The sequence below is a fragment of the Nocardia sp. PE-7 genome, assembly GCF_030486425.1.
Classification (GTDB): Bacteria; Actinomycetota; Actinomycetes; order Mycobacteriales; family Mycobacteriaceae; genus Nocardia; species Nocardia salmonicida_A.
This window is the reverse complement of the sequence record NZ_CP129614.1, coordinates 2759152-2772469: the sequence shown is the minus strand read 5'-3', so window position 1 is coordinate 2772469 and position 13318 is coordinate 2759152. Positions and strand designations below refer to the sequence as shown.

General features: G+C 67.9%; 14 protein-coding genes. 11 read left to right on the top strand and 3 right to left on the bottom strand.

Features of this window, described 5'->3' with window-relative positions; translation table 11 throughout:
- Positions 1 to 5: 5 nt before the first annotated feature.
- Positions 6 to 659 carry an SDR family oxidoreductase gene (locus QX204_RS12950; protein WP_301906979.1) on the top strand — a complete coding sequence of 218 codons (654 nt, stop codon included), beginning with the start codon at positions 6 to 8 and terminating at the stop codon, positions 657 to 659.
- 355 nt (positions 660 to 1014) lie between these two features.
- Positions 1015 to 1269 carry a hypothetical protein gene (locus QX204_RS12945; protein WP_056817483.1) on the top strand — a complete coding sequence of 85 codons (255 nt, stop codon included), beginning with the start codon at positions 1015 to 1017 and terminating at the stop codon, positions 1267 to 1269.
- 99 nt (positions 1270 to 1368) lie between these two features.
- Here QX204_RS12945 and QX204_RS12940 read toward each other — a convergent pair whose 3' ends face one another.
- Positions 1369 to 2253 (bottom strand): Sco1979 family transcriptional regulator, encoded by an 885-nt coding sequence (locus QX204_RS12940; protein ID WP_301906977.1) that lies wholly within the window; start codon positions 2251 to 2253, stop codon positions 1369 to 1371.
- Positions 2254 to 2271: 18 nt separating this feature from the next.
- Complete coding sequence (locus QX204_RS12935) at positions 2272 to 2496, bottom strand: DUF397 domain-containing protein (RefSeq protein ID WP_301907987.1); 225 nt, start codon at positions 2494 to 2496, stop codon at positions 2272 to 2274.
- Between the two features lie 361 nt (positions 2497 to 2857).
- On the opposite strand from QX204_RS12935, the gene QX204_RS12930 reads away from it, so the two are divergent.
- From QX204_RS12930 to QX204_RS12905, 6 genes are all read left to right on the top strand, one after another.
- Entirely contained in the window at positions 2858 to 3046 is a 189-nt protein-coding gene (locus QX204_RS12930) for a hypothetical protein (protein WP_301906975.1), read from the top strand.
- Between the two features lie 87 nt (positions 3047 to 3133).
- Positions 3134 to 3568: a CBS domain-containing protein gene (locus QX204_RS12925; protein WP_301906973.1), complete on the top strand. Its 435-nt coding sequence runs from the start codon at positions 3134 to 3136 to the stop codon at positions 3566 to 3568.
- A gap of 68 nt (positions 3569 to 3636) precedes the next feature.
- Positions 3637 to 4932: an aminotransferase class V-fold PLP-dependent enzyme gene (locus tag QX204_RS12920; protein WP_301906972.1), complete on the top strand. Its 1296-nt coding sequence runs from the start codon at positions 3637 to 3639 to the stop codon at positions 4930 to 4932.
- 40 nt (positions 4933 to 4972) lie between these two features.
- Positions 4973 to 6226, top strand: coding sequence for a heavy-metal-associated domain-containing protein (locus tag QX204_RS12915; protein ID WP_301906970.1), 1254 nt, complete (start codon positions 4973 to 4975; stop codon positions 6224 to 6226).
- Positions 6223 to 7632, top strand: a complete 1410-nt coding sequence (locus tag QX204_RS12910) for an alanine racemase (RefSeq protein ID WP_301906968.1) — start codon at positions 6223 to 6225, stop codon at positions 7630 to 7632. Before QX204_RS12915 ends, QX204_RS12910 begins: the two co-directional genes overlap by 4 nt.
- Positions 7632 to 8945, top strand: a complete 1314-nt coding sequence (locus QX204_RS12905; protein ID WP_301906966.1) for a pyridoxal-phosphate dependent enzyme — start codon at positions 7632 to 7634, stop codon at positions 8943 to 8945. The genes QX204_RS12910 and QX204_RS12905 overlap by 1 nt, the downstream gene beginning before the upstream one ends.
- Here the strand turns inward: QX204_RS12905 and QX204_RS12900 are convergent, their stop codons facing one another.
- On the bottom strand, positions 8946 to 10484 hold the full coding sequence (locus tag QX204_RS12900; RefSeq protein ID WP_301906964.1) for a condensation domain-containing protein: 1539 nt from the start codon (positions 10482 to 10484) through the stop codon (positions 8946 to 8948).
- 198 nt (positions 10485 to 10682) lie between these two features.
- Here QX204_RS12900 and QX204_RS12895 point away from each other — a divergent pair, with 198 nt between their 5' ends.
- From QX204_RS12895 to ligD, 3 genes are all read left to right on the top strand, one after another.
- Positions 10683 to 11066 (top strand): cold shock domain-containing protein, encoded by a 384-nt coding sequence (locus tag QX204_RS12895; RefSeq protein WP_301906963.1) that lies wholly within the window; start codon positions 10683 to 10685, stop codon positions 11064 to 11066.
- A 174-nt stretch (positions 11067 to 11240) separates the two neighbouring features.
- Entirely contained in the window at positions 11241 to 12320 is a 1080-nt protein-coding gene (locus QX204_RS12890; protein ID WP_301906962.1) for an ATP-dependent DNA ligase, read from the top strand.
- Entirely contained in the window at positions 12317 to 13315 is a 999-nt protein-coding gene (gene ligD, locus QX204_RS12885) for a non-homologous end-joining DNA ligase (RefSeq protein ID WP_301906960.1), read from the top strand. The genes QX204_RS12890 and ligD overlap by 4 nt, the downstream gene beginning before the upstream one ends.
- Positions 13316 to 13318: the final 3 nt, after the last annotated feature.

Below are 13318 nucleotides of genomic sequence, written 5' to 3'. Positions count from 1 at the left end.
GCACTATGCGCATCGTCATCGCCGGTGGACACGGCAAGATCGCCCTCCTGCTCGCCCAGTCGCTGACTCGGCGCGGTGACCACGTCCACGCGCTCATCCGAGACCCGGACCAGGCCGCCGATATCACCGCGACCGGCGGCGTCCCGGTGATCTACGACATGGAGCGCGACACCCCCGCCGACCTCGCGGCCGCCGTCGCGGGCTCGGACGCGGTGGTATTCGCCGCGGGTGCGGGCGCGGGCAGCGGTGCCGCGCGCAAATACACCGTCGACCTCAACGGTTCGGTGCAACTCGCCGACGCCGCCGCGCAGACCGGCGTGGCGCGGTTCGTGCAGATTTCGACGATGGGCGCGGGCAGCCCACCCGCCGCGGGCACCGACGAGGTGTGGGCTGCCTATATCGACGCCAAGACCCGCGCCGAAGAGGATCTGCGGACCCGCGATCTGGACTGGACGATCCTGCGTCCCGGCCGGCTCACCGACACCGATGGCAACGGTCTGATCACGCTCGGACCGCCGCCGATTCCGCGCGATTCGGTGCCGCGCGCCGACGTCGCCGCGACGCTCGCGTCGATCTTGGTCGCGGACAACACTTTTCGCCGCACTCTCGAGCTGGTCTCCGGATCGCAGCCCATCGACTCGGCCGTCGCCGCGATTTGATAACCAGAAATTAACTATCGCAGTTCATTTCGCCCACTGGACACGATCGCGACCTCCCGCGGACGCTGCGTCGTCACCCCGCGGACACCGTGAACCGCCGGTCACGCCATTATTCGAGCACCGCTCCCGGCGGGGGCGGTGCCGCCACCCCCGATTCGCCGCTCAGAAGCCGGGAAATGCGCTGCATCGAGACGGAATCGATAGTGCAGATGTGCTTGCATCTGAAAGTGTCTCCGTCCTAAACTCAGGGCCGCAACACAATTGAGGGGATAGTCAGGGGAGGCCGCGAGCGGCACACCCGGGGCCAGGATTGCCTTGGGTTTGCCACTGCCTGAGAAGCACAGGGGCATTCATCATGAACAACACCAAGGGCCGGTCCGGCCTCGCTGATCGCGCAGCGGCCACCCACGCCGAGACCACCCAGTGGTCGAGGGAAAGCGCGGTCGCCTTCGTCATCGACGCCGTGGAATCCACCGGCGCGGCGACCCGCAACGATTTCGATATCGACCGGATCGTGACCACCGCACACGACCTGGCCGACGATTGGGATCTGCAAATGCTGACCCCGGATACTTTCTGGCGAATCGCCGCCGGCTGTATCCGATACTGACTATCTAGTCGGTGCCCGACGATCGACTGCCCGATATTCGGTGCAGTCCGATCCAGTTCTCGGTGCCTGATCCGCTCGGCCGTCGATCTTGTTCGGCCGTTACTCCCGCTCGGCGTAGGACAACAGGATCTCGCGCGAGCGATCCGGCCGCTCGGCCTGGACGCTGAGCTGGTCCATCACCGTCAGATACATCGCGAGGTCCTGGCGACGCTCGAGGTAGAGCGCGCTGGTGAGTTGCTCGAGGTAGACGATATCGGGCAGTTCCGGCTCGCCGAAGCGCAGAATGCTGAACGAGCTGCCCGCCGCCGCGTGCCCGCCCGTCGCATACGGCAACACCTGCACCGTCACGTTCGGCAGCTCCGACAGTTCGACCAGATGGCGCAGCTGGGCGCGGTGCACCTCGCGCCCACCGATCGGCCGATGCAACACGGCCTCGTCGATCACCGCCCACACCACCGGCGGGTCGATCCGGCGTAGGACATCCTGGCGCAACTGCCGAACCTGGACCCGACGGTCGGTCTCGGCGTCGTCGAAGCCGAGGCTGACGATCGCCCTGGTGTACTCCGGTGTCTGCAGCAGACCGGGCACCAGCTGTGCCTCATAGGTGCGGATCTGGCTGGCCGCCTGCTCGAGCCCGAGGTAGGTGCTGAACCACGACGGCAGCAGATCGCTGTAGCGGTGCCACCAACCGGGTTCACTTGCCTGCCTGGCCAGTTCGAAGAACGAGGTGCGTTCCACCGGATCGTGCACGCCGTAGAGCGTGAGCAGATCCCGGATGTCGCGTTCCTTGAATCCGGTGCGACCCAACTCGAGTCGACTGATCTTGGCGTGCGAGCCGCGGATCGCATCACCCGCGGCCTCGCGGGTGATGCCTTTGCTCTCGCGTAGCTTGCGCAACTGGCCACCGAGCGCAATGCGCAACACGGTGGGGCCGCGGTCGACCACAGGTTGCACGCGACCGATCTCGTCGGGTTCAGCCGTCATGGACCCAGATCCTACCGATTACCCGGTGAGGTAGTCGAACTCTCCGGCCTTCGCGCCGCGGATGAACGCGTCGATTTCGGGCCGGGTGTAGAAGATCACCGAGCCCTGCGGGTCGCGCGAGTTGCGCACGGCGACCGAGCCGTCGGCGACTTCGGCAACCTCGACGCAATTGCCGCTGGGGTTGCTGTAGGTGCTCTTGCGCCACGCACCGTCCCCCGGACGTTCACGCTGATCATGCTGCATTCCGGACATACCGCACTCCTCCTTCTAGAATGATGCCCATCGGTACGAAATTTGCAGATGCACGCACAAATGTTCTTGCATCTGCTTGCGCGAGGGGGACATTAACACGCGCGACGCCACCGCGCACCGGTCGGTACTTACCCGACGTCATGACCGGGAACCCGCTCAGATAGGGCCGTCCAGTCCCCTGAATTCGTAAGTGCCGCAACCCCATCGCGAGCCGACACGGCCGAAACGAACGTGCAGATGTGCTTGCATTCGAAAACAGCCCGCCCGTAGACTCAGCGCGCAAGATCATCGGAAGGTTCCACGGCACCACCAGCCGGGCAAACCTTCCGTCGCCAGATGGGAGGGGACTTCGATGAGTAGTCCGTTTCAGCATCACGTCGGTGCCGCGGTCGTATCGCCCACCGCGTGTAGCGACGAGCCGAACGGGCTGACCTACCGTCAGGCGCGCGAGATGCTGCGCCAGCACGATATCCACGGCCCACAGTGTCGCCAGTGGCTGGCCGCCGCCGCGTATCTGTCCGCGGGGCTGGACGACGAATAGTCCGGTCGTAACGTCTTCGTGCTGGTCAGGTCGGTTCCGACAGGTCATGCTGGTGGGCGACGATCGATCCGGACAGGTGGTGCGCGTATGCGGATAGCGGAGATCCTGCGCAACAAGGGCACGGCGGTCACCACGGTGACACCGCAGACCACGGTGCGCGATTTGCTGGCGGCACTGGCCGAACACAATATCGGCGCGGTGGTCGTCTCCCCCGATGGCGTGGTGATCGCGGGCATCGTCTCCGAACGCGATGTGGTGCGTCATCTACACGCCCACGGGGCCGCGTTGCTCGATCGGCCGGTCAACGACATCATGACCGCCCGGGTTCGCACCTGTGGGCCCGATGAGGACGTGTCCTCGCTGCGAGATGTGATGACCGAGCACCGGATCCGGCACATGCCGGTGGTGCAGTCGGACCGGCTCGTCGGCATCGTCAGCATCGGTGACGTGGTGAAGAGTGAGATCACCGAACTCGTCGTCGAGCGTGAACACCTCGTCGAGTACCTCCAGGGCAACTACTGAGCCCGACACCACCCCGCGCCGCCGAAAAGCCTTGCGGCTGAGAATTCTTCGCGATCGGTGCCACAAACGTGCGTATCGTTGAGCACGTGCACCCCGCCCGGCCCCAGCTCGCCGCCGCCTCGGTGATCCGGCACGCGCCCACTCCGGTGCCCGCCTCGATTCGCGCGCGGTTCCCCGCCCTGGCCGATCCCTCGGTGGTCTATCTCGACAGTGCCGCGACGACGCAGAAGCCGGACACGGTCATCGCGGCCGTCACCGACTACCACCGCGAGCACACCGCCAACGCGGGCCGCGGCACCTACGGCTGGGCGACCTCGCTGTCCTCGCGAATCGACGCTGTCCGTACCCGAGCGGCCGGTTTCCTCGGCGCACAGCACCGCGACGAAATCGTGTTCACCGGCGGAGCAACGGCCGCGCTCGGCGCCATCGCGCACAGTTGGGGCCTGGCCGCGTTGAACGACGGCGACGAGATCGTCTACAACCCCGCCGATCACGCCGCCAATGTGCTGCCGTGGCATCACCTGCGTGACACCCTCGCCCGGTTCGGCCGACGCATCGTATTGCGCCCCTATCGCAGCACCGCGACCGGCGAGGCCGACATCGAGGACCTCCTCGCCCAGGTCGGTCCGCGCACCCGGCTGATCACCACCAGCCACCTGCATCACGTGTACGGCGGGCTCACCACCCTCGAGGAACTGCACGGCCGCATCGACCCCGAGATCCTGCTGTGCTTCGACTGCTCGCAGAGCGGTGGGCACCTGCCGGTCGACGTGAGCGCGCTGCGCGCCGATTTCGCGGTCTTCGCCGGGCACAAGATGTTCGGTGCGCCCGGTACCGGCCTGCTGTACTGCCATCGCCGGGTGCACGACAGGCTGCGGCCTTTCCTCCCCGGCGGGCAGTCCGGGGTGGTGATCACCGACGCCGGCCTGGTCGGCACCGGGATGCCCGAACTGCTCGAGGGCGGCACCCACAATCTTCCCGGCATCCTTTCGCTGGCCCCGGCTTTCGATCTGCTGGACGAACTCGACCGGTTCGCCGTCGCCGCGCACAACCGGGTGCTCACCCTGCGGTTGATCGATGGTCTGCGCGAGGTCCCCGGGCTGGATTTTCTCCCCGGGCCCGCCCATGCCGCGTGCGCGGTCGGCTACGGGATCGTCTCGTTCACCCTCGACACGCTCACCCACGCCGACCTCGGATTCGTGCTGGCCGATGCCGGGTTCCTGGTCCGCACCGGGGCGCACTGTGTGCCCTCGGCCGATGCCGGGAGCGGTTCGGTGCGGGTGAGTACCCACCTCTACAACACCCTCGACGAGATCGACCGATTCGTCGCCTGTGTATCCGGCATCGCCGGACACGGGCGCTGACCCCGAGCTGTCCACAAGCCCCCGACGCCGAGGAGGAACGATGGGCACGCCCACCGTGCAGCACTACGATCGTCGCGCCGCGTCCCGGGTACTGGCCCGACTGGCCGCCCCTGGACTCTTCGCCTCGACCGCCCCACCGGCGCCGGTGCGAATCACCTTCCGCACCCGCGCATTACAACCCGAACCCGGGGCCACGCTGACGCAGTCCCAGCGGATGTATCTGGAACGGTTCATGCGACCGTGTCGCCCGGACCAGGTGACCAGCGCGACCCACCGCCTCACCTGGACCGACAGTGCGGGCATCCCCAACACCGGGTACTTCCACACCGCGGGATCGGGCCCTGAACTCGCGGTCATCGCGCGCGAAACCGTTCTCGCGCTGTGGCATTCGCTGTCGCAATCCGGTCTCCCGGCGCGGTCCGCGGCCCTGCTCGCCCACGATCGTGGTGTCCTTACCGCGACCACCACCGATCACGATCCGCACGAGATCTTTCGGGTCGGCGTCGAAGCGACGGGACGCGCGCTGGTCCAGCACGGACTGATCGCCGCCGACACCCCCTATCGCGGAGTCGTCGAATTCGCCAGGGGAATACACGATTCCGGCATCTTCACCGCCGTCGCGACCCGCTGGTTCTGGGAGTTGCAGGCCTCGACCTTCCGGCGCGGAATGATCCCGGTGCGCTTGGCCGGCCAGCCCGATGGGTCCGTGCGCTATACCGCTGATTCGATCGCGGTCCTGCGCACGATGAAGGACGCCACCATCGCCGACGCGCACGCGGTGATGGCGCGCGCGACCAGCGAGGAGGGGCTCGCGACCGAGGCCGCCGTCGCGAAGTATCACGACGACCTGGACCTGATCTCGCGGCAGTACGCGCTGCTGCCTGCCGACACCGTGCCCACCTGCCTCGCCGCTACCCAGCACGATATCGACGGCGTCGGCGTGCATGTGCTCGCTACCGTGGCCGACCGGTTCGTCGAGACCTTCGCCGTGTTGGCAGGCTCGGTGGAGGTGGTCGAGGACCTCACCGAGCAGCTACCCGGCACCGAACCGGCAGGCGACGACGGTGTCTTCTATGTGCCCGATATGAGCTGCCGACACTGCGTGCGCACGATCACCGCCCTGCTCGAGTCGATGGACATCCCCGTCGTCGAGATCGACCTGGAGTCCAAGCGCGTGATCGCCCGGATCCGGAGTCCGCGCAACCGGTTCCGCGTGTTCGAGGCCTTGCGCGACGGTGGCTACAACCCGGTCGACGACGTGGCGGCGCAGGTGCCCGGCGCGTCGGTGGGATGATCCCGCCCGCCGTCCCCGCCGCGCTGCATCCGCTCGTCGACGCGTTCCTCAGCGACCGCGACGGCGTGCGTGCGGCGCTGCGCCGCTACGGCTCCCCCCTGCATCTGGTGTTCCCGCAGGTCTTCACCGCCAACCTCGCGGCGCTGCGTACCGTGCTCGACGCCGATCCCGTCCGCTATCGACTCTGCTACGCGCACAAGGTGAATCGTTCGGCAGCGTTCGCCCGTACCGCCGCGCACGCGGGGATCGCGGTCGATGCGGCGTCGGCGCGGGAACTGGATTCGGCGCTGTCTGCCGGATTCTCCGCCGGCCGCATAGAGGTGACCGGGCCCAAGGGCACCGCGATGCTGCGGGCCGCACTCGCCGCGGGAGTGACGGTGAATGTGGACAATCTGTGGGAACTGGCGACCCTGGCCGAGCTGGCGTCGCCGGAACAGCCGGTGCCGGTGTTGCTGCGTGTTTCGGGGTTCTCCGGCAGCTCGCCGAGCCGGTTCGGCATCGATCTCACCGAGGTGGACACCGCGCTGGAGCTGCTGGTGCGGCACCGAGATCGGCTGCGGCTGCTCGGGTTCGCCTTCCACCTCGATACCGCAGCCACCACGGAGCGGGTCAACGCGGTCGGCGACTGTCTCGAACTGATCGAACGCGCCTACGCGCACGGTCTCGCGCCGACCGTGCTCGACATCGGGGGTGGGCTGCGCCAGGTCTTCACCGCCGACGCCGCGGGATACGACTCCTACGACCATGTCCTGCGGGCGGGCCTGCTCGGACGGGGCCCCGCGATGCATTGGGGCAACAACACTTTCGGCTACCACCTCGCCGAGGGAATGGTGCACGGCGGACCGGTGTTCCACAAATACGCCAATACCGAACCCGCCGCCGCCATGCTCGCCGAACTACTCGCCGCCGCGCTGCCCGGACACGGTGGACGGGCACTGGGGACGGTACTCACCGACAATCTCCTCGACCTGTGGCTGGAACCGGGCAAAGCGCTCGTCGACCACGCCGGCATCACGGTGGCCCAGGTGGAATTCGTCAAACAGGCGGGCAACGGCGCGACCCTGGTCCATCTGGATCTCAGCCGCGACACCGTCACCGCCGCCGACCAGGAGGTCCTCATCGATCCGATCGTGCTGGCCGAAGACGTCGAGTCCCGTCCTGTCGGAGTGTTTTTCGCCGGGCACCTGTGCCTCGAGCGCGACCTGATCACCCAGCGGCAGGTGCGGGTCGCGCAGCTGCCCTCCCCCGGCGATCCGGTGGTGTTCGCCAATACCGCCGCCTACCATATGGATCTGTCGGCCGCACAGGCGAGCATGCATCCGGTTCCGGCGAAAGTCGCTGTGCTGCATCGTGACGGACGGTTCGAACTCTGCCCCGACGCCGAGTATCGCCCCGGGGGTCGGTGATGGTCTACACCCACATCACCGAGCTGATCGGCAACACTCCCCTGCTGCGTCTCGACCCCGCCGTTCACGGATTACCCGACGTCGACCTGTACGCGAAACTGGAGTCGCACAACCCTTTCGGTTCGGTGAAGGACCGTGTCGCCTGGGCGATGATCCGCGAGGACCTCGATCACATCACCGCGGACGGACAGTCGTTCATCGAGGCGTCGAGCGGCAACACCGCCAAAGCGCTGCGGGTACTCGGCGCACTGCACGGCATCCCGCTGCGCGCGGTGACCAACCGGATCAGGGTGGGCGAGGTCCGCCAGCTGCTGCAATTGCTCGGCACCGAGATCGTCGAGCTTCCCGGTCTGTCCGAGTGCCCCGATCCCCATGCGGCCGATGATGTTTCGGCCGTCATCGAGCAGACCATCAGCCAGGGGCACGGTCGCTGGTACCACCCCTCGCAGTACACGAACGAGCGCAATGTCGCCGCCCATCACGACGGCACCGGCGCCGAGATCGCCTCCGACCTCGCGGACGCGGGCATCGAGCACCTCGACTATCTGATCGGCGGTCTCGGCACCACCGGCTCCACCCGCGGCACCGCGACCGCATTGCTCGCCGATCATCCCGGGCTGCGCACCATCGGCGTGGTGTCGGACCGATTCGATTTCATCCCCGGTATCCGCTCCGAGCGCGAGATGTGGGAGGTCGGGCTGTTCCGGCCGGATTTCTACGACGAGATCGTCACCGTCGACTCCGCCGCCGCCATCGAGGCGACCCTCGACCTGGTTCGCGGCTACGGCGTCCTCGCCGGACCGACCAGCGGCGCGGGCTATCACGCCGCCCTGGACGCCCTCGCCGCGGCACCGCGCCCCGCGGGCAGGCCGCTGGTGGCGGTCTTGATCGTGTGCGACCGGATGGAGCCGTATCTGTCCTATTTCGCCAAACGCCGGCCCGACTTGTTCGGCAAGCCCACCGCACCGGCGCCCCCGAGCCCCGACGACGCCGCGCCGACACTCTCACCCGCCGAACTCGCCGAGCTCGACCGCACCGGCCGCCCCACTGTCGTCGACACCCGGGGCGCGATGGCCTATCGGGTCGGACATGTCCCCGGCGCGCTCAATATCCGTGACGACCAGCTCGACGAGATGCTCACCCAGGGTGTGCCGTTTCCGCGGTCACGGCCGGTGGTGTTCGTGTGCCCGGTCGGGGAGACCTCGCTGCGCTTCGCCGCACTGGCCCATCGCGCGGGCTATACGGCGTTCAGCCTCGAGGGCGGCATCGTCGCGTGGCGCGATGCCGGATATGCCATGGAGCGCGGCGGCTGATCAGACGAGCACCCTGGTCGCACGTCGAGCGGTGCTCAGCGAACGACCTCGACCGGCCGCCGCCAGCAACGGCGCCAGCGGACCGCGATACCCCTGCGCCAGCAGCCCGACGACGGCACGGAAGCGGGCCACGAAGTGCTGTGCGGTCGTCTCGTCGAACCGGGCTATCGGATAGAGGAACGACCCGTCGATACCGGCGGGCGCGCCGAGCGGATCGTAGTGATCGGTGAGCCCGAACTCGAGATCGTGCTTGGCCCTGACCACCCCGGTCGGGATCTCGGTGATCGAAAGGCCCTGCGCCGGTGGCGGTTCAGCGGCGGTGCGTGGTGCCTCTGCTCGCTGCAGGATGAGCGTCGCCTGGAACAGCGGGAGCGCGGCGTCCTCCAGCAGGCAGCGTTTGAGGCGGGTGTCGGGGGTATCGGGGTGGGCGTAGGCGGCGAGCGCGACGCGGCGGACCTGATCGATGAGCTCCTCGACGTCGCCCGCGCGGTCGAGGCGGATACGCATCAGCACGTCATCGGAGAAGTTGCCGACGAGATCGTCGAGCAGGCGATGCTCGCGTCCCGACACCGCCGTGGCGACAGTGACATCGGCGCTGTGCGCGAAGGCGCCGACGGTGAGGGCGAATGCGGCCTGCAACACCATGAACAGGCTCGCCCGACCGTCGTGCGCCAACCGCAACAGCCCTGCGTGGGTCGCGGCATCCAGCGAAATCGGCAGCAGCGCACCGGCGACAGGGTCGATCGGCGGCGCGGGCTGTTCGCGGGCGGGCAGGGCGAGCAGGGCGGGACGGCCCGCCAGCGCATTGGCCCAGTACCGCAGTTGATGGGTTGCCCGGCTCCACTCGTCGGTGAACTCGCCGAGCTGCTCGTGTTTCCAGAGGGTGTAGTCGATGTAGCTGATCGGCAGTGGCCGCCATTGCGGGGATGCGCCGGCCCGGCAAGCCAGGTAGGCGGTGACCAGATCGCGGATCAGCGGGCCCATCGAGCGGCCGTCGACCGAGATGTGGTGCACGACAAGGGTCAGCACCACATCCTCGGGTCCGAGGACGAACAGCCGCGCCCGCACCGGCAGTTCACCGGCGAGGTCGAAGGGCCGCCCGGCCACCTCGGCGATCGCGGGGGCGAGTTCGGCTGCGCCGACTGCGCATTCGGCCACATCGAGGACCACATCGCCGGGCTCGACCACCCGCTGCGCCGGGCCGAGCTCGGTCGCCGGGTAGCGGGTCCGCAGCGGATCATGGCGGGCGACAAGAAGTTTCAGCGCTTCACGCAGGCCCGACACGTCGACGGACGCGCCGCGCAAGCGTATGGCCCGCGCGACGTTCCAGTCGGCCGACCGGCCCAGCCGCGCGGCCTGCCACATCCGCTCCTGAGCGGGCGCGAGCGGCACGTGCGCCGGACACGGACGCGGAGCGAGCACCGGTGGCGTGGCGGGCCGTGAACGCCCCGGAGCACTCCCGGTGCGCACCGTCGCCGACAACACGCCGCGACCCGCCTCGAATCCCCCCGACCTCATCCCCACGCCGGGGTCCAACACGCGTCTACAACCTCCACACCGTTCCGACAGGTGAGCAACGCTAATGACCGGATGTGAACGCGCAGTTACCGGATCGTGACCATGCTCGGTCGGCCCACCACATCGCGACTCCGAAGATTTCGCCGACTATCCACTTTCCGGGCGAAATCGCCCAAAAGCCGCGTTAGAGTAGCGACGGGAAGCTGAGCGAGGAGTTGGTTGGTGTCCATCGGGAAATTGGTGTCGTTCGACGGTTCACGGGGTTTCGGGTTCATCCGGCCAGATGACGGCGGGCCCGATGTGTTCGTCCACGTCAACGACATCGGCCTCGACGAGGACGAGCTCCGTCAAGGTCGTCTGTTCGAATTCGATGTGACCGAAGGTGATCGGGGACCCAAGGCGATCAACCTGACCGGGGTCGGCCAGGCCCCCGCGGCGGCCAAGTCGCGCAAGAGCGGCGACCAGTTGGGTCCCGAGGAACTGCGTCAGCAGATCACCGAACTGCTGCTGGAAGCCTCCCCCGCGCTCACCGCGGCCGAGATCATCACCATCCGCGACCGGTTCACCACCTTCGCCGACGAACACGGCTGGCTCGACAGCTGACCTCGCGCCGGCGCTCGGCGCCGCGTGTGCTCCACGCGGACAGTCGACCGCGACAGGCGCGCACCCGATGTCCGCGCACGTGTCGGTACCCCGTCCTACGATCGCCTCACACACCGATGAATCGGGCGTGCTCGCATCGTCGATACGGGTGAACACACCCGCGAGGAGGATCGGATGGATCTACCGGTGATGCCGCCAGTGCGCCCCATGCTGGCCAAGTCGACGCCGTCGTTGCCGCGCGAACCCGGACTCAGCTATGAGCCCAAGTGGGACGGCTTCCGCTGCATCGTGTTCCGCGACGGTGACGAGATCGAACTCGGTTCCCGCAACGATCGCCCGCTCACCCGGTATTTCCCCGAGTTGGCCGAGCTGTTGAAGGAGGCGCTGCCGCCGCGCTGTGTCGTCGACGGGGAGATCGTGGTGGTCACCGACCAGGGCCTCGATTTCGATACCTTGCAGCAGCGGTTGCATCCGGCGGCCTCGCGGGTCAACAAGCTCGCGGCCGAGACCCCGGCCAGTTTCGTCGCCTTCGATCTGCTCGCCCTCGGCGATCGCGATCTCACCACCGAACCGTTCGCGCAGCGGCGCCGCGAGCTCGAATCGTTGCTCGACGCCGCGCCCGGCCGGATCCACCTCACGCCGATCACCCAGGATCCCGACGTGGCCCAGGACTGGTTCACCCGGTTCGAAGGCGCGGGCTTCGACGGCGTGATGGCCAAAGCCGACGAGCTGACCTACCTGCAGGACAAGCGCGTGATGCTCAAGATCAAGCACGAACGCACCGCCGACTGTGTGGTCGCCGGGTACCGGATGCACAAGGACGGCGAGGGCGTCGGTTCGCTGCTGCTCGGCCTGTTCGACGACGAGGGCAATCTGCATCATGTCGGGGTGGCGTCGAGTTTCACCGCGGCCCGGCGCCGCGAACTGCTCGGCGAACTGGCGCCGTTGCGCGAGAACGCGCTCGACGATCATCCGTGGCGCAACTGGGCCGACGCCGTCGCGCAGGCGAACGCCGACGGCAAGATGCCGGGCGGGGTGAGTCGGTGGAGCGGGGGCAAGGACCTGTCGTGGGAGCCGTTGCGGCCCGAGTTGGTGGCCGAGGTGCGCTACGAGCACGTGCAGTCGGGACGGTTCCGCCACGGCGGGCGGCTGGCCCGGTTCCGGGCCGATCGCACCCCGGAGTCGTGTACCTACGCCCAACTCGACGAAGTGGCGCCCGCCGAGCTCGACGCGATCTTCGGGGTCGGCCGATGAGCGCCGCGGTGGAACTCGACATCGACGGCCGCGCGCTGACGATCAGCAATCCCGACAAGGTCTACTTCACCAAACGCGGGGAGACCAAGCTCGACCTGGTCAACTACTACCGGGCCGTCGCCGATCCGCTGCTCGGCGTGATCGGTGGCCGTCCACTGTTGCTGGAACGCTATCCCGACGGCGCTTCGGGCAAATCGTGGTTTCAGAAACGCGTGCCGAAGTCGGCGCCGGACTGGTTGCAGACGGTGGAGGTGTCCACCCCGAACGGCACCACCAGCGACGCGCTGGTGGCCCAGGATCTCGCGCACATCCTGTGGGCGGTGAATCAGGGCTGCCTGGGCTTTCACGTGTGGCCCAATCACGTTCCCGATCTGCGGATCGCCGACGAACTGCGCATCGACCTCGATCCCTCGCCCGGCATCGGATTCGACGATCTGCGCCGTGCCGCGGTGCGCACGCGCGAACTGCTGGCCGAACTCGGTATCGACTCCTGGATCAAGACCTCGGGTTCGCGTGGGCTGCACATCTACGCCGCGCTGGAACCGAAGTGGGACGGCTACGAAGTGCGGGCGGCCGCGGTGGCGCTGGCCAGGGAGCTGGAACGGAGGCACCCCGAGGAGATCACCGCGCAGTGGTGGAAAGAGGAGCGCGGCTCGCGGGTGTTCATCGACTTCAATCAGAACGCGCCGCACAAGACCGTGTTCGGTGCCTGGTCGGTGCGGCCGAAGGTCGGCGGTCAGGTGTCGACACCGATCACCTGGGCCGAACTCGACACCGTCGTCCCCGACGAACTCACCCTCGCGACCGTGCCCGCCCGGCTCGCCGAGTCCGGTGATCCGTGGGCGAACCGGGCCGCGCAGTCGATCGAGCCGCTGCTGGAGATGTCGGAGCGCGACATGGCGGCGGGACTGATGGACGCGCCGTGGCCACCCCAGTATCCGAAGATGCCGAACGAACCACCGCGCGTGCAACCGAGCCGGGCCAAGAAGGACTGAGGT